This window comes from Photobacterium japonica (assembly GCF_050337005.1).
Taxonomy (GTDB): Bacteria; Pseudomonadota; Gammaproteobacteria; order Enterobacterales; family Vibrionaceae; genus Photobacterium; species Photobacterium japonica.
Window position 1 is genome coordinate 46927 of sequence record NZ_JAKJSN010000010.1, and the last position, 17553, is coordinate 64479.

Here is a 17553-nt window from a genome sequence, read left to right on the forward strand (position 1 = left end):
TTAATAGCCTCAGTCACCACGTACCACGTTATTAAAAAACCACAACAGCCATTTAATTAGAAAACATTAATTAGAAACCATAGTAAAAGCCGACAACTTGTCGGCTTTTGTTTTCTGCTTTGATGATACATACCGTTATTAAAAATGCCGTTCATGCGTCACATTATCATGTTGCTTGAAATATTCATTCGCCAGCATGTAGTCATCAAAGATACCAATATCAATGAAATAACTGTCTGACTTCTGACTGACCACCTCAAGGGATCGTGCTGCCGCCCCTTCGAGAAACGCTTTTTCAAACGAGAACGTCTGCAATGGGCTCGACGAAAATTCACTGCCACGCAGCAAATAAATCCCCGCATTAATGTAACCAGACGCACTGCGTTTCTTCTCTAAGAAACCAATTACACGGCTCTCTTGATCTAACTGCGTTGTGCCATAGCGACTGGTGTTATGAAGATATTTAATGACCATTACGATATTGGCATCCGACAACTGCCGACGCATCCCGCTTAAATCAAATTCACAATAACTGTCACCATTCACGACCAGCAAGGTTTTCTGTTCGAGTTGGCATTGGCGCACCGCATTCACAATCGCGCCCCCCGTCCCAAGCGGTTCATCTTCCACGCTATACTCAATGGCGACGCCGCGGTATGAGGCACCAAAATAGTGCTCAATCACATCCCGTAAGTAGGACACAGCAAGCACAATGCGTGATACGTTTTGCTCAACTAAATTATCCAACACACGCTCAATGAAAGGGCGACCAGCCACATCCACCATGGGCTTCGGCTGGGATTTGGTCATATCCCCTAATCGTGTGCCGAGCCCACCACAAAGCACGATAGCAACAATGTCATCCTGCGTAGCCATTGAAATACTCCTTCTCCACATAACCACAAATCATGTGGCCAATCAGAATATGGGTCTCTTGGATGCGGGGCGTATCAGATGACGGCACAGCAATGCACAAATCACTGGCATGTTGTATTTCACCGCCCTGTCCCGCTAACCCAACAGCAGTAATCCCATGTTCACGCGCATAAGCCATGGCTTTGAGGATGTTCGGCGAATTGCCAGATGTCGTAATACCGATGAAGATATCCCCCGGCAGGCCATTGGCTTGCAACTGCCGTTCAAACAACTTCTCGAACCCGTAGTCGTTCCCTATCGCCGTGAGCACCGACGTATCAGTGGTTAATGCCATCGACGGCAAACCGGGGCGATCAAAGTTAAATCGACTGACAAACTCCGCCGCAATATGTTGCGCATCGGCGGCACTCCCCCCGTTACCGGCTAAAATAACTTTATTACCGCGCTTATATGCAGCTAAACAGAGATCCGCGACTTCCCCGATGGTCGCCATCACTTCAGGGGATTCCACCAACCGTTGTTTCACCGCAATAGACTGGACAATGCTTTGCTGAAAATACGTTAAACTTTCCATGATTGGGTTCCTTCTTGAGTAAATTTAAACGGATGGACCGTCCCTTCTAAATCCTCTAACGCATTCTCAACGGCAATGCGTTTCAGTGGATCGACAAAGAGCATCATAAATCCGCCGCCACCGGCACCTGATATTTTCAGCGACGTGGCCCCCGCACTCATGGCGCGATCTTCAATTTGCTCAATCAGAGGTGTTGATATGGCGGGCGACGTGGCTTTTTTGGCTACCCACGATTCCTGAAATAAATGCGACATACCGGAGATATCGGAATGCAGTAATCGCTCTTTCATCTCAAACGCCAATTGCTTCACCTCATGCATGGCTTGCAACGGTTTCTCTGTATTACCCGATGTGGTTTTTACCTGATCATCAATGATTTTCGCTGATGAACGAGATACGCCGGTAAAATACAATAACAACTGGGTTTCCAGCTCATTAAGAATCGACCGTCGGATCCGCAATGGATTCACCAACACTTTATTTTCATCGTGAAATTCCATGAAATTGAAACCACCAAACGTGGTCGCGTATTGGTCCTGCTTTCCGCCAGAGAGCTGGCAATCAACCCGTTCAATGTCATACGCGAGTCGTGCAATATCATATTCACCCAGCGGTAAATTCAGCAATTTCTGATAAGCGCTGATCATGGTAACAACCATGGTCGATGAAGAGCCCAATCCACTGCCAGGAGGGGCATCGCAATGGGTATAAACGTTAAGTGATAACGGGTTGCCATTGTTATATTCAGAAATAACACGGTTATATACTGCTTTATGCAATAATAACCGACCGTCTAACGGTAATTGTCCCGTTAAATCAGAATGAAAATGTTCATCAATATCTTGCGCATAAAAGGACACGCCTTCAATATCATCATCCATTTCAATAGTACAGTGGGCATACATGTCAATGGTCGCATTGAGCACGCACCCCCCGTATTTATCACAGTAGGGGGACAGATCGGTCCCTCCGCCTGCTAATCCTAATCTCAGTGGTGAACGTGAGCGTACAATCATTGACAAGCCCTCTGTCAGTGTTAAATAAATGACAAGACCACAAAAAATTACAACAACTATTTTAGAGTGGTAGAGCAAATGAATTTATGCAAGAAAATGTCGGACGATGGGGAGTACGGGGTTATCCTCTTTTAAAGACACCCCATCCGCCCTGCTATCCCGCATGCTGAGGTTGCTCAGATGCCGTAACCTGTCGCTTTTCTTTTTTGATCTCATCGAGTGACTCTCGCATCGATAAATCCAATGCAATCGCCACCGCAATAAACGACCAACACGCTTCCGCATAAGGCAACGACAACGCGGCGCCTGACACACAATACGCCACTATGGATAATTTCAGCATACCTGCAAGGTTGTATTGCCATCGCAGTCGCTCAAGGTCTTTTACTTTTCGCATAATATTACTTAACGTGAAATACGCGACGCTAATGACCCCCAAGAAGAGCCCTAAGCCCAAGAAACCATGATCCCCAAGCACCTGAAAATAGATACTGTGTGCCGCCCACCCTTTTTCTCCGGGTTCAGGGGATTCAATGAAGGATAATTTCTCAAAATCCCCTGCCACCGAACGCCAAACATAGCCAAACTGCATTGAGCGGAATCCGCCCCCCACCATTGGGCGTTCCATGGCCATCAATGTGTACATTTTCCACGCTTTCACCCGAATCATAAATGATCCGTCTTCTTCCGCATTTTCTATTGTATTCATACGGTTGAACCATTTTTCAGGTAAAAACTGCAGAGCAAGGAGCGTTAATACACCGAACCCGACCAGCGTGAGTATTTTCCGTTTACTCTTGATCCAGAAGAACCCACCCACACACGTTAGTCCGATAAATCCGCCTCGAGACTGAGTACCCAATACCGCTAAGACGCATAAAATCAAGATGGTGATAAGTCCGATACGATACAGTTTTTGTTTGTATTGCCCCAATAGGTAAACCACGACAGGCATCACCATACACAGGGCTAACGCAAAATGATTATTGTCGGATAAAATATTATTGCTCGGCCCTTTTATGTGGTGCCCTCCTGCCGTGGCCATGAATTTAAGTCCTTCGACAACCCCCATAAACCCCAGTGAGAACACATATGCCATTAATAAATAGTTGAAATGATTTCTTGATTTAATAATCAAAAACATAAATAGCATCATTAATATTGTTTTTGAAAACTTCACCCATTCATTAAACACATAGTCGGGATCCGCCACCGTAAACACCGTTGTCAATGTGACGTGGGCAAAAAACAGAAAAAATACAATTAATAATGGCGTTGACCGTAACGCACGTTTATCCGGAGAGGCCACGTACATAATAAATGTCAGTAGCACAAAGAGGCTATTGAAGCTGATTCCTGCAGCAAAACCATGTAACCAGTATTTAGGAACAAAAAGCCCCGTCCATAACCACAACGTGACCGCGACATACGGCTTACGCAGCGCCAAAAGGACTAAACAAACAATGACCAGTACAAATACGAGGTCCCTCATTCGTTATCGTCCTTATCATCATCTTTTATCGATAAATGAGTCACTAGAATGAATGCGATTAAGGCGACTAAAAAGAGAATGGACTCCATTTAATTCTCCTTTTGAAGTGTTACGCTGATTTTCTTATGAAGATAAGCATACGTAAAATCACAACATTCCCAGTAATAGACAAATTTCTGGCGAAACAAATAAGCCAATAAACCGAACACGCTGATATACAATATACACCCCGTCAGTATCGCAAAAACTAATTGTGCAATGACGTTATCCATTGAGGTCACCACTTCATGCGCCCCAAAGTACATCACGACACTCGCCACCAATGGAATCGCAAACAGTGATGCCAAATCAAACACGGCAATGTTCAAAATGCGGTAATTCAGAAACAGTAGCCACCCTAAAAAACCAACCCCGACCCACATTCTTAGCTCGGCGAGTTCTTGTACGGTGGATGAACGGTGCAGAAAAAATACCGTGGCGATCACAACAATGGCGATAATGTCGGATAACATCAAAACGCCCAATTTCTTTTTCACGGTTAACGCGGTATTGATCAAGCCGTGTGTGGCCATCACAATCATCAAACATGAGATGCTCACAATCAAGGCCTCTGCATCCTGCCATTCATCGCCCAAAATAATATCGGTAAAAGGTCCGGCGATGGCCATCATGCCAAAAGCACAAGGAATAACGATCAGCAAATTTAAACTCATCTGCTTCAATAATCGGTACTGAAACATTAATGGGTTGTCATGCAATTTGGCTAAAACGGCAAATAATCCCCGGTTAATCGGGCCAACGATTTCGACATAAGATAACCAAGCAAATTCCGTCGACACATTGTAGACCCCCACACTGCGGGTACCCACTAGATTACCGAGAATCAACACGTCGATACGAGAACGCAAGTAACCAAAAATAGATGAAAAATACAGCCATTTTGAGAAGTTCCACTGCTTATGCCAATAACGGCATGACAACTTTGGCCAATAAGGGCACATGACATAGCCCAGTATGATTTCCGTAGTATTGAGAGCGATCACCCCAATGATCAACGCCCAATATGACTGCAAATAAATGGCCAAGCTGATAGAAACCACCGTACCCACGGTTTTGGCGATCATGGTATTGACCAGCAGCAATTTGAAATTGTAATTTTTTTCCTCTACATCAAGCGCCACATTACGCAGCCCCAATAACAGGGGAATAAAAGAAGTTGCTCGTATCACATCCCCCATCGCCGCATTGTTGACATAATCAGCAATGAGATCGGCCGAACAAAATAATAGCGCAGACGCAAAGCCTTTCAGCACCAACCCTAACGTCCATACACTATCCAATTCCCGTTTTGACATCTTGCCCTGTGTGATTACAAATTTATTGGTTCCCATGTGGGAGAAAGCTTCAAATAACGACACAAAAAATGTCGCCAGCGCGGCAATACCGAAATCTTCTGTTCCGAGTAATTTCAGCAGGATAAGGGTGTTGACGAGACCGATACCTCGGCTATACCAATTACAGATCAATGCCCATTTAGCACTGTGCATCAGTCCGTCTTGATCGGATATTGCCATTCATCTTCCCTATTGATTGGTGTCACTCATACCCGTGGATAATGTCACTCGCCTCATACAAGATCTTGCATGGCTTGCGTCGCAATACGCCGGTATGCCCCCCTCTGGTATCGACAAGTCCCCATGAAATGAATCAATGACGCTTCATCGTGCGGATGTTCTGTGGGGGGAAACATAAAGGTTTGATATTTCGGCCAAGGCAAGACATGGGCCCCTTTCGCCGATGAGACAATCACATTGGAAGCAACTTGTTCCGAGCCCCACGTGTTCCATTTATCTTCGCCTAGCGCCTGAGTCATCTGCGCCGAAAACTGCTTCAACAGGGGCAAATATTGGGTTCCCGCAGGCAACCCCACGAACGCGGCACACCCACGAAAATACGAGGCCGTCGTCTGTTGAAAAAGCGGCAACCCCGCAAACTCTTGCTCTGAGCGCCCTTGAATGTGGCATTCCCCCCAATGCTTGGCGATCGAGGACATCTCATTCATTGACAGTGGCACAGACCATTCCGGGGAGCCTAATAAGAAGGCATCATTGTGCACAATGGCCACCAACACTTCAGCTATATCACCATTCACCACAATGTCGGCATCCAATTGGATCACATAGTTATCTTCCGCCAGGGTTAACAGCGTCACCAAGCGTTCCCAACAGTTCCCCCGCGGTAGCCCAGTCATATCCACATCGGCATATTCATGAATTACCAAATGCGGTAAGTGATGCTGTAACGTTGCCCTATCGCCGGTTGTTAATGACCCATCATTTAAGATGTGCACTTGCGACACAGGACACCGCTGCAAAAGGGTTTTGACTGCCACCAAGTAGTCATTCACCACCCGATGCCCAATCATAGAAAACACCAAGACTGGCGTTTCCGACTGGCACGTTACCGGTTCAGAGTGAAGAATTTTGACCAACTGCTTGTCACAAAATACTTTACCGACTGTGCGCGTTATTCTGTCAATCCAGTGGTGCATCGTGCCGCCCTCCATGTCACTGACGCACAGATGGAAAACATCGAATTAGCGTCATTTTTAAGCATGGCACAAAACAAAAAAACACCATAATGCAACGCCTCATATTATGGGCATTGGTATATATTTGTTAGATGGTGTGTAATCCACGCGCTTGTTTCTTGCAGAGATAAACCAATCAAAAGGCAAATACGTGAAAAAAATCTTTAAAAAATATGTCTTTGCCTGTGGGGTGCTTTTTAACATCGTGCTTCTCGCTGTCAGCGTAAAAGGCGCCGCGCATGTCGGGAGCCGAGTGAGTAATTTAGGTGAGCTGTTTCATTACTCGGCAGAATGGGTGAAGCCCTACTCCGCCTCATCCGCCCAGTTATTACTGTCTCTGTCAGAACGCGTCACGACCCAGCATGCGTTCGAGCAGCACTTTACGCCGCGCAATTGGCCCAATATAGGTCCTGCAGCGAACAGCGATCCCCTTCCTCCCTCTTCAATGATAACGGTGAGCACCAGTCAGGGACTTCTGTCAGCTTTACGCGATGTGCTTCCGGGACAAACCATTGTGATTGAAAATGGCCGCTATGAACTAAAAGGTAAACGCTTCAATATCAGCTCAAAAACCGCCAGTGCCTCGGCACCGATTCGGGTTATGGCGGCCACTCGTGGCCAAGTCACCCTCGCACTCAATAGCCGAGAAGGCATTGTCATTAACCAGCCACACTGGCAGATTGAAGGCATTCAGTTTATCGGCGCCTGTGAGCAGCATAGCCAGTGTGATCATGCCTTACATATCGTCGGCGATGCCGATTACACACAAGTGGCACACAACACGTTTTATGATTTTAATGCCGCTATAAAAATCAACCAGCAGGATGCCAATTATCCCGATAATGGCTTGATTAATAACAATGTGTTTGGTGCGACCTCCCCACGCAACACCCACCTTTCTGTTACCCCTATCAACCTTGACCATGGCAGTGACTGGGTCATCAAAAAGAACATTATTCATGATTTCATTAAATTGGGCGGCAACCGCGTCAGTTATGGGGCGTACATGAAAGGGGGCATTCAGGGGGGCGTATTTGAACAAAACTTAGTAATCTGCAATACAGGGAAAGAAAGCTATCCGGGTAGTCAGGTCGGGCTCTCATTTGGTGGCGGTGGTATGCAAAAAGATCACCGCAGGGATAAAGCCGATTATGAAGTGACGGAAGCGGTGATGCGTAACAATCTTATTCTGCATTGCAATGATGTGGGCATTTATAGCCAGCGCGCATCGTCAGTCACGATTAATAACAATACTCTCTATAATACCGCGGGCATCGATGTGCGGTTCCCAATATCGAGTGCCACCGTTTACAACAACATTTTAAACGGACGGATTAAGCCGCGTGATGCAGCCCATATCGATACCATTAACAATCTCGTGTCGCCGGCATCCTTTCTGCGACAGAGTAATGCACTCAATGCTATTTTTACCGCGCCACAAAATGGGGTGTTTTCCGTCATCAACCCTGATGCGTTATTTGATTATGCATTAGAAGCCAAACCAACAACGCAGACCGTGTATGATTTTTGCGGCAATCGCGTTCATCAAGGCACAGCCTACATCGGGGCGATTTATCAAGATAAAGCCTGCTTTTCGGCTAACTGACCGTCGTGGCGGGCTCTACCCCCTCACTGACCCAGCTGCGGCTTTTCAGCAGTGTGCGGCAACGAACATACGCATCCTGACATTGCAGCAGCAATTCCTCATCGATATCCAGAGCGGTGCTGTCCCCTTTCTTCTGTAGCACTTTGCCGGAGAGAATATTCTCTGAGCTGTCTCCGGCCGTTTTCTTCCCTGTCTGCGCAAACTGTTTATAGGTGGTTTCAAAAGGGGAATCCAAACCAATATAGCGTTGGATCTCGCCCAATACCGTTTCTGTATCAGAGATCAACGCCTCCGCATCGTAGTACAAATACGCATTGTCTCCTTCAAAGGCCATCGCAAAATCTATGATCCCCTGAATACGCTCACAATAATATACCGCGGCATTATGCTGCTCTGTGAACGGGTGCTCTGGGTGTTTTGAACGGTACAGCTTCACAATACTATTAATGGTGGCTATTGGCTCTCTGATTGAGAAAAGGCATTTTACATTTTGATGGCCGAGCAGTGCTGGGTTGACACCATGATCGTTGTGTAACAACTTATCAAAATAAATGGGCGTTAAAGGTTCAGATACATTTTGCTCATGAAATATAAACTTCTGATTTATCAAACTCTTCCAGCTGTAATACCCAATGTGCATTTCATAGTATCCAGAGATATCATCATGACTGCCGATTAGGTGAGAGACAACACTGGTATTGGCTCGCATGTGGCTGATCAAAAAGACATGCTGTGTCGGCAACAACAATCGTGCTTTGGTAACGGCATCTTTTACATCAATCATCTTTATCGTCCCTCTTCAATGGCAGCGGAATGACTTTTATGGCTAAACAATTTTCTACCCGCTAAGTAATGGCAATACAGCAACCACTTGATTGAAAAGCCATCGGCCAGAGCCTGCCAAGCATACGAAAAGGCACGGTGGTACTTCCCCTGTTCAGCAAAAGCTTCCGCAATAAACTTGAACTGAACACTTTTCCCATAGCGACAATGTTGAATAATTTCAGATCGCACACTGTGCAATATGCCTTTCTCATACACCCTTAATTGATACAGCCGCTTTTCAAATACAGTGACAGCGGTCGACATGTTTTTATCATCATTTTTATCTGGGATATTGTGGTATGACACAAAGGCCGGATCATAAAGAATATAATCTGCTTTATCGATGGATCGGATATAAATATCGCGGTCACATTCATAACGGATATTTTCATCCATGCCACCGATATACTGATAAAAATCACGCTTGAATATGGAGCAATTCAAGTGCGCAAACCCCTGACTGTCGAGTAAGGTTTGAGTATCTACAGGGTAAGCACTGTTGTTCTCTTTCAGGATAAACTCCTTCTTTTCTATCAAATCTTCAATCCAGACATTACTCTCATTCTGCGTACCATCAGAAAAGAATGCCTTTTGATTGGAGTAGTACAAATCAATCCGCTTTCCTAACAGATTATTATTGGCACGCGTCAAGTATGCATCATCGGTCCAATAGTCATCATCATCCAAAAAACAGAGGTACTCCCCTTTGGCGGCTTGTGCGCCAAAATTCATTGAATAGCTTTGTCCATGTCCATTGGCGCGCTGAACCAACGAGTAGAACGTCACATTGGCATGTTTTTCAATGATCGCTTCGTACTGCGTGACATACTCATCATCACTGCCGTCATTCACGACGATAACTTCTTTGTCTTCAAAGTGCTGACTTAGCACTGAGTTTAGCGCTAACTCGAATAATGCAGGTCGATTACGCGTTGGGATGATCACTGAAAAAAAAGGTGAATGCGATTTAACCATAATGCCCTCCGGTAGCATTGAGATTGGCTGGTGTCACCATTTCCGAATTCGGTACTCCCTTAAACCATTTAATGAAGTCAACCGTTGTGGTGGTAAACGCTTGCTGCTCATCCGCACTAGAAACATAAGGGGTCATACCCGGTTTCACCGTGGGAGAATGAAAAGACATAATGAGGTGCTCATGACCCAGACGAAGTTGATTTTCAACGGCGGTGATCATATCTGCTAACCCCGTTCCCTCTGGTGATAAACGATAGGTTTTTACCCCGAGAAATTTTTTCACCACTCGGCTCGCCAAGTCGTTGTTATTGAGTAACATTGGGGTGCTATTGAGTACCTTTGTTAATGGCGGAAAAGCCGAGTACCGACAGCAGGTATGCGGAAGATAGGTGATCGCCCCCTCCTGAAACATTTGGTTATTATAATGCCGGAAATCGGGTCCCTCTTGATGAGTGAAATCAGTAAATGCACTGATGCTCAGATCGACCCGGTAGCCTAACCGCTTCAAAATACCCGCGGTGTTGTAACCAATGCCATAACGCCCAGCTAAATACGTCACTGGCCGTTGCCCCGTCACGTCTTCTATCGCATCCGTCAGTGTTTTCAGTTTTTCATATTCCAACTCTGCCGTCAGGTTGCCCGGATAAGAGAGGATGTTGGCTACTTCGCCATTTTTACTATGTTCATCGAACGGCGGCGTCACCCACGGATGTAGGTGCGTGGCAAACTCAATATGTTCTTTGCCGTAACGTTGACAATGGGCAATCACTTGCTGGCCACCGTCACTGGTGACAAACGGGTAATCCATCGCTAACGTGACTTTGGCCCCCACCGCCAACATGTCATCAATTAACGTAATTAATTCAACATGGTGTGTGACTTGGTCTTGATGTTGCTTGAACCCTCCCGACCAATCAAACTCTTCTTCTGCATGAATAACAACGGCAAGTTTAGCGACCATACACATCCCTCTGATAACATCTCAACAAGTAGGCAATTGCACGCTCAATTTGGGTATAACACGTTGTAACGCCCTCCATACCGTGACCATAAGGGTCTGCGACTTCATGTTGCATCGCCGCGCGCAGCGGAATCAAATCGGCCAAGCAAAACGCATTCGCAATATCGTAACTGGCGGCGATCGTGCTGCCATTTCGCTCATCAAAATAGAAGACAATATCGTCATCAAGCAGGTCGCACTGACGCAAACACTTAGATCGGTGCTGATCGAGGCGGTAGTTAAAATGCTGTGCCGCCGCTTGAGCTTCCTCTGGGCTTTGCCGATTTTCAGGCACATGAAAGCCAAAGGATTCGACATCACACACCGCCATATCACGTTCAAACAGCGATTTACACACCTGCTCTGCAAACGGGCTCCGCATAATGTTGCCATAGCAAATAAACAGAATGCGACGACGGGGGTTAGCCTTAAACAACGCTTTTAATCGTGACTGTGTACGCACACTGCGGTATTTCAATAACAACGGGAAACGGCGGCATACGCCCAGTGCAATTTGCTCCGCAATCGCCATCACCTCGCGTAAAAAGGGGACAGGATCTCGCCACGTAAAGCTGTCGATACGCTCGCGCCCTAAGGCGATCCGTCCATACTGCATCAATCGCTGGCTGATCGTCCGTATACCGGATTCACGCCGTAGCTGGTAGAAATCGGCGGTTAACGCACGCGCATAACGATGCAAGGGATACGTCATGATAGGCTGGCTCGGCAATTGACCGTCCAGCAGGTATTGCGCATACACTGCAGGGAAATCGACACCGCAATACGCCGCTAAGGGCAATGACCCCCAAAAGCGGGCATTGACCTCCACCAAGATCCAGGAGCGCGTGTCAGGATTGCGCCGAAATTCAAACATGGCCACACCGGTAAACGTGGTTTCACGACACATCGCAGCCACCGCAGCCAATTGGTCAGGATCATGCGGTATGCTTTTTCGGTAAGAGCTCCCGCCCCCATGTTTAGGCTCGGCTTCACGTTGATGCGAAAACGCCATCTGAAGATGGCCATCCACGGAAAATACTGACAAGCCTTCACCGCAACCGGAAAAGAACGCCTCTACCATCACCGTATCCGCCGCTGGTGACACCTGATTAAAGTCCTCATCATTATGAATAATGCTGACATTCTGGCGTTTATTGAGCCCCTCTTCGTCAAATGACTGCAGCGGCTTAATCACAAAACTGTCGCCAAATTCATGTGCCAAACGGGGATAACTTTCTTCGGATAGCGTGACTAATCGACCATGCGCAATAGGCACGTCGCATGCGATGGCCAATTGTTTGGTTTTCCATTTATCAAACAACGCCGTTAATGCGATATCGTTGGCAATGGCCAGTTTTGTCTTTTCTGGTAAGGTCTCTTTGACAGACCACAAGGGATAAATCGACCGCTCATCACAGGGAATAATCACATCAAACTGATACCGTTCAATCAGTTGCTGTACAGCCTCTAACCATTGCGATTGAGAATACGCTTGGTAGTTATAAAATTTTGCCATTGTGATATACCGGCTCGAGAGCGCGGGACTGGTGCGGTCGTAACACACAACGTGCACCGCATATCCCGCCTCCCCCAAAGCGCGGATCACACTTAAAAAACTGCGGGTGTCTTCACCGAGTATTAATACCGTCGGCTTTCGTCCTTGTTCTGTACTCATGTTTCCACCTTGGCAACGGCGTCGCTTTACGCTTTGTACTAGTCAGTCAATTGCAATCGATGTTTGAGATCGCGGATGGTATTTTCAACGTGCAGCGCCATCGTCGGCTGCTGAAAGGCATACACCGCCAGTCCTGATTCCGTGTTGGCGAACGTGCGTTTATACCGCGTCGATCCCCCCATAAAATCGTAGCGTTCAGCATCTTGTGATAACGCCTGATTAATCAATAAGTAATGTGCAACCAGGCCTGGCTTGGCATGTTTAATCGGCAAGTCATAATTCAATGCACTTAAATAGAAATACACCCGTCCTTGCCAATGAAAGTTATAAATAATGCCCACCGTGTGCTCGCCAGCCATGATCTTGCTCACGGCCATCACATCATGATTTCTTTTATTCATTTGGCGATGAAAACGCATAAAATCCGGATTCACAAAGCCGCTTTGCCCGGCTTTATTTCCCCACCGTTTCACATGAAGAGGATTCGCCTCATCAAAATACTGCTCCACGTCCTCGATGGACGGTGCTGTCGTCACGGTCAACGCCCCTAATGATGCATATTGACGCATGCTGCGATGAATTTGATAACGAGCACTGCGGGAGATAGCACGATCTAAAGTACCGTGCTGCGCTTTCAATCGCTTCAGGTCTAGCATGTATGTGGTTGTTTCCCACAAACACTGCCGCGCCAAATGAGGAAGAAAGGTACCGCTAAACACCTCACTGTCGCAGGCACCCACCACGAAAATATCTTTCTTAATCAGGGTACGCATCACCGTCGACATCATTTGTTGTCTCACAGCCTTAGCGCATGCTGCATTCAACAAGAAATCGTTATATTCAATCCAAATCTGGTCATATTTTTCGACACCGGTTCGATGCAGGTAGTAACGCTTTTTCTGCCCTACCCCCGTTTTCCCAGCCGCTTCGACAATAATGCCAAGGCCAACAATCTTGCTGCCTTGCCGAGCTTCTACAAGGTAAAAATTATCGACAAAACACTCAATCCAACATCCGATCCATTTCCAAGAAAGAAAAAAATTACCCGACGCTTGCTGATCCAGCGATTGCCACACCCTTGCTACCCAAGCCTTATCCGGATTAAAAAAAACCTCACATTGAATGTTATTTTTTTGTCTATCCATCATTTTCCCTGTCATGACACTCACATGGTCATAGCTACCTGAGTCATCAGTAAGAATAGACATGAATATGGACGATAAACAAATCCACCGACCAAGATGTATAGAATAAATTTATCTCTTCATATGTGATTATTCTTACTAAGATTACTTGAAGTAAACTTTTTTATTATTGCGTGAGGTATCTATGGAATGTCGGTTACTTTCGTTTCTAAAAACAAGCAGTACAGCCATTGCCTTTACACTTCTTCTGACCGCTTGTAATTCAGAAACGCCAGAGCAGCATATTTCTAATGCGAAAGACTACCTTTCAAAAGGGAATATCAATGCCGCCATCCTTGAACTCAAAAATGCCATTCAACAGGCGCCAGAAAACATCCAGTCCCGCCACCTGCTCGCCGAAACGTATTTGCGCCTCGGTAATTTCGCTGCAGCAGAAAAAGAATTCAGCCGAGCCATACGCAATGGCGGTGACGTCAACCGCCTAACCCCATTACTCGCTCAGGCATTATTCGGCCAAAGCGACATTAACGCGCTGAATCAACTGGTTGCGAAATCGACACTGGATGATCCCACCGCGATGGCCAACGTTTTGGCTATCAAGGCCATTGTTCAGCTTCAGCATGGCAAAGCCGATGACGCAGAAGTCATGGTTCAAAAAGCCCAAACCTTTGATCGTGAGGCCTATTATGTGGTGCTCGCACACAGCAGCCTGCTGGCTGAACAACAACAGCAGGAGCAAGCACTCGCACAATTGAGTGCGTTACATCGCACCTATGGCGACAGTAGTGATCTTTTGCTGATCATCGGGCACCTTGAACTGGCTGCTGGTCAGCATGATGAAGCAATAAAGGCCTACACCAAAGCCGTCGAACTGACCCCACTCGCCATTCATTACAACCTGTTTTTGGCACAAGCATTAGTGAGAGATCAGCAATACATCAAAGCGGAGCCCTATGTGGATCGCCTGCTCAGTATTCACCAAGCGCATGCGCTGGCCAATGAACTGAAGGCGATTATTCTTTATGATCGTGAAGAATACGATGTGGCAAAATCCCATGCAGACGTGGCCATAAAAAATGGATCCCAAAACCATGGTGCGATGATCATTTCAGGGGTCACCGCCTATAAACAAGGGAATTATGACGAAGCAAATCGCCATTTTTCACGGGTCGCCCCCTTTGTTGACAGTAACCATTTCGTAAAACGGTTATTCGCCTCAACCCAGTTTCAACTGGGGAATATGGACGGTGCATTATCGACACTGAATGCCTTTGATCTTTCCGTAGAAGAAAACAATGATTTTACGACTCAAATGAGTTTGGAATTCGCCCGCATAGGCCGAAAAACGGATGCCGTTGCATTGGCAACTAAAGCAAGCAGTCACGAGATAGATAATGCCGCATTGCGTTTAGGGCTCATTCAGTTAGGCAGCAATGATGAGCGAGGTGTCGCTCGACTCCAAGAGGTTCTCCGTAAAGCCCCTTCCTCAACAGAGGCCAACCTCGGTCTCATTTATTACTACCTCAATAACGAAAGAAACGCTGAAGCGGCAACAGCCGTGGATAGTTGGTTGGCCGCCGCGCCTGATGAGTCTGTCGCTATGATGCTGAAAGGCCATATGGCGATGCAGAATAAAGACTATACCCATGCAGAACAGCACTTCAGCAAAGCCGCCCAACTTGCCCCTGACAACCTCACGACGCAATTGTCCCTGAACCAACTCCAATTCATTCAGGGAGAGAAAGAAAAAGCCTTTAATAACACGCTATTACTTGCGCAAGATAACCTGAATAACTATGTGGTGGCTAAATACCTATTCCAATATTCGGAAACAGACGCACAACGCGAACAAGCGGCTGAACTGTACAAAAAACACGTAAGAGAGAACCCTGACAGTATCGATGTTAGAATGATTCTCGCCCGCAGTTACGCCTCTCTGGGTAACTATGCGGCAGGGGTCAATCTGCTTAAACCGCTTGCGACAAATCAGCAATCCGCGGATACCTGGAGCTTTTTGACGTTACTGTATTTCAAACAAGACGCCTACCGTAAAGCGTTTCATGCTGCCAACCAATGGTTGGATCGCGACCCTCTCAATCCGGAAGCGTACATCCGTACCATTCAGGTCAGCGAGCTGACGGGCAACTATTCAAGCGGCATTAATGTAGCCAATAAAGCGACCCAATTGTTCAGTGACCGCCCTGAATTTATCCTGATGACAGCAGGGTTACTCATCAAAGATGAGCAATTCGACGCCAGCCAATCCCTGTTAGACGCACAACCTGACGCCATGAAGAAGGACGTGTATTTCTTACGTCTGCAAGGTGAACTCTATAATGCGAAACAAGAGTATACGAAGGCGATTACGGTTTATAAGCAGCGTTACCAACAACAACCGAGCCTCTCTGCAGCCAAGGATCTCGCCGTTGCTTACGCGCAAAACAATCAAACGTCGAAAGCCGCCGGCTTTTTAGAAACGGTCATCAAACAGTTTGGTCAAGCGGCAGAACCGTTGACGCTATTACTGGCACAAATGCAGTTAAAGGATAAACCGGATGCTGCGATTTTACATTACCAAAACATTTTGGAAAAAGAACCCAATAATGTAATTGCACTCAATAACTTGGCGTGGCTCTACATCGAAAAAGATGACATCACACAAGCGTGTATGTCAGCGACGAAAGCTTACAAACTGGCCGGAGAAGCGCCTGAGATTCAAGATACTTATGGCTATTGCTTACTCAAGGCCGGCGATGCGAGAAAGTCGCTAACGCCACTGAAAACGGCGTATGAAAACTTGTCTTCAGATGTGGAAGTTGGGCTGCATTATGCTGAGAGCCTCATCATGAACCACCAGCATGCACAGGCTCAAATCATTCTGGATCAACTTGCGCCGAAAGATGACGAGTTACAGGCGAAAAAGCAGCAATTATTGCAGGCCATCAATCAATAAAAACCGACAAGAGCCGACTACGTGGAGGGTCACATGACAAGGCAATGGACGAGATACACGGGTGTATTCGCATGGCTTGGGATTATGCTACTTGGGGCATTATCCCAAGCCATCGCAGGATTGCCCGACACCATTGCGAAACTGAAACCCTCCATCGTCGGCGTCGGCACTTATAACCGCTTAGCGACGCCCCGCGCCCAACTGCACGGGACGGGGTTCGCCGTAAGCCCATCACTCATCGCCACCAATGCCCATGTGGTGGATGACCGAGTGAAAAAATCAAAGAACACTTCATTTGTGGTATTTATCGGGAAAGGTAACAGTCCAGATGTGCGTCAGGCGACCGTGATCGCCCGTGACACCCGCCATGATTTAGCCCTGTTGAGAATTTCAGGGGCCGCACTCCCTCCCGTGGCCTTATCAACACGCCCTGTTCGTGAAGGGGAAATGTACAGCTTTACCGGCTTTCCCATTGGCGCGATCTTAGGCCTACACCCCGCGACACATCGCGGTATTGTGGCCAGCATTACCCCCATTGCAACTCCAGCACGCAATGCGAAAGAATTAAGCATTCAACAACTCAAGCAACTTAAACGCCCTTATAACGTGTACCAGTTTGATGCCACCGCCTACCCCGGTAACAGTGGCAGTCCGGTGTATCACCCTGACACGGGGGAAGTCATTGCGGTGATCAACAAAGTCTTTGTGAAATCAAGCCGTGAATCTGCACTGACCGACCCCAGTGCCATCACCTATGCCATTCCGGTTAAACACCTTATTACCCTTCTGAAACAAAACCCATAACGCCACAATCACAAGGCCACCG

General features: G+C 46.8%; 14 protein-coding genes. 3 read left to right on the forward strand and 11 right to left on the reverse strand.

The features are described 5' to 3' along the window. Positions 1 to 138: 138 nt before the first annotated feature. From L4C36_RS03200 to L4C36_RS03225, 6 genes are all read right to left on the reverse strand, one after another. Positions 139 to 876 (reverse strand): nucleotidyltransferase family protein, encoded by a 738-nt coding sequence (locus tag L4C36_RS03200; protein ID WP_428476338.1) that lies wholly within the window; start codon positions 874 to 876, stop codon positions 139 to 141. Then, on the reverse strand, positions 860 to 1450 hold the full coding sequence (locus tag L4C36_RS03205) for a D-sedoheptulose-7-phosphate isomerase (RefSeq protein ID WP_428476339.1): 591 nt from the start codon (positions 1448 to 1450) through the stop codon (positions 860 to 862). Before L4C36_RS03205 ends, L4C36_RS03200 begins: the two co-directional genes overlap by 17 nt. After that, positions 1438 to 2466 (reverse strand): GHMP family kinase ATP-binding protein, encoded by a 1029-nt coding sequence (locus tag L4C36_RS03210; protein ID WP_428476340.1) that lies wholly within the window; start codon positions 2464 to 2466, stop codon positions 1438 to 1440. The genes L4C36_RS03205 and L4C36_RS03210 overlap by 13 nt, the downstream gene beginning before the upstream one ends. 154 nt (positions 2467 to 2620) lie before the next feature. After that, positions 2621 to 3958 (reverse strand): putative O-glycosylation ligase, exosortase A system-associated, encoded by a 1338-nt coding sequence (locus L4C36_RS03215; protein ID WP_428476341.1) that lies wholly within the window; start codon positions 3956 to 3958, stop codon positions 2621 to 2623. 89 nt (positions 3959 to 4047) lie between these two features. Further along, positions 4048 to 5532, reverse strand: a complete 1485-nt coding sequence (locus L4C36_RS03220) for an oligosaccharide flippase family protein (RefSeq protein WP_428476342.1) — start codon at positions 5530 to 5532, stop codon at positions 4048 to 4050. Positions 5533 to 5585: 53 nt separating this feature from the next. After that, positions 5586 to 6509: a hypothetical protein gene (locus L4C36_RS03225; protein ID WP_428476343.1), complete on the reverse strand. Its 924-nt coding sequence runs from the start codon at positions 6507 to 6509 to the stop codon at positions 5586 to 5588. A gap of 190 nt (positions 6510 to 6699) precedes the next feature. Between L4C36_RS03225 and L4C36_RS03230 the strand changes: the two genes are divergently transcribed. After that, positions 6700 to 8154, forward strand: coding sequence for a polysaccharide lyase domain-containing protein (locus L4C36_RS03230; RefSeq protein ID WP_428476344.1), 1455 nt, complete (start codon positions 6700 to 6702; stop codon positions 8152 to 8154). On the opposite strand, the gene L4C36_RS03235 is transcribed toward L4C36_RS03230, so the two are convergent. From L4C36_RS03235 to L4C36_RS03255, 5 genes are read right to left on the reverse strand one after another with little or no spacing between them, the layout of a single operon-like run. After that, positions 8147 to 8938, reverse strand: a complete 792-nt coding sequence (locus tag L4C36_RS03235) for a hypothetical protein (RefSeq protein WP_428476345.1) — start codon at positions 8936 to 8938, stop codon at positions 8147 to 8149. The genes L4C36_RS03230 and L4C36_RS03235 overlap by 8 nt on opposite strands. Before the next feature lie 2 nt (positions 8939 to 8940). After that, entirely contained in the window at positions 8941 to 9954 is a 1014-nt protein-coding gene (locus tag L4C36_RS03240; RefSeq protein ID WP_428476346.1) for a glycosyltransferase, read from the reverse strand. Beyond that, entirely contained in the window at positions 9947 to 10915 is a 969-nt protein-coding gene (locus L4C36_RS03245; protein WP_428476347.1) for a polysaccharide deacetylase family protein, read from the reverse strand. The genes L4C36_RS03240 and L4C36_RS03245 overlap by 8 nt, the downstream gene beginning before the upstream one ends. Then, the gene (locus tag L4C36_RS03250; protein ID WP_428476348.1) at positions 10905 to 12629 is read right to left on the reverse strand and encodes an arsenate reductase/protein-tyrosine-phosphatase family protein; all 1725 of its coding nucleotides are present in this window, start codon (positions 12627 to 12629) and stop codon (positions 10905 to 10907) included. Before L4C36_RS03250 ends, L4C36_RS03245 begins: the two co-directional genes overlap by 11 nt. A 38-nt stretch (positions 12630 to 12667) precedes the next feature. Next, complete coding sequence (locus L4C36_RS03255) at positions 12668 to 13774, reverse strand: GNAT family N-acetyltransferase (protein ID WP_428476349.1); 1107 nt, start codon at positions 13772 to 13774, stop codon at positions 12668 to 12670. Between the two features lie 184 nt (positions 13775 to 13958). On the opposite strand from L4C36_RS03255, the gene prsT reads away from it, so the two are divergent. Together prsT and L4C36_RS03265 are read left to right on the forward strand one after the other, a co-directional pair. Further along, the gene (gene prsT, locus L4C36_RS03260) at positions 13959 to 16727 is read left to right on the forward strand and encodes an XrtA/PEP-CTERM system TPR-repeat protein PrsT (RefSeq protein WP_428476350.1); all 2769 of its coding nucleotides are present in this window, start codon (positions 13959 to 13961) and stop codon (positions 16725 to 16727) included. 33 nt (positions 16728 to 16760) lie between these two features. Next, positions 16761 to 17531: a S1 family peptidase gene (locus tag L4C36_RS03265; protein ID WP_428476351.1), complete on the forward strand. Its 771-nt coding sequence runs from the start codon at positions 16761 to 16763 to the stop codon at positions 17529 to 17531. Positions 17532 to 17553 lie beyond the last annotated feature (22 nt).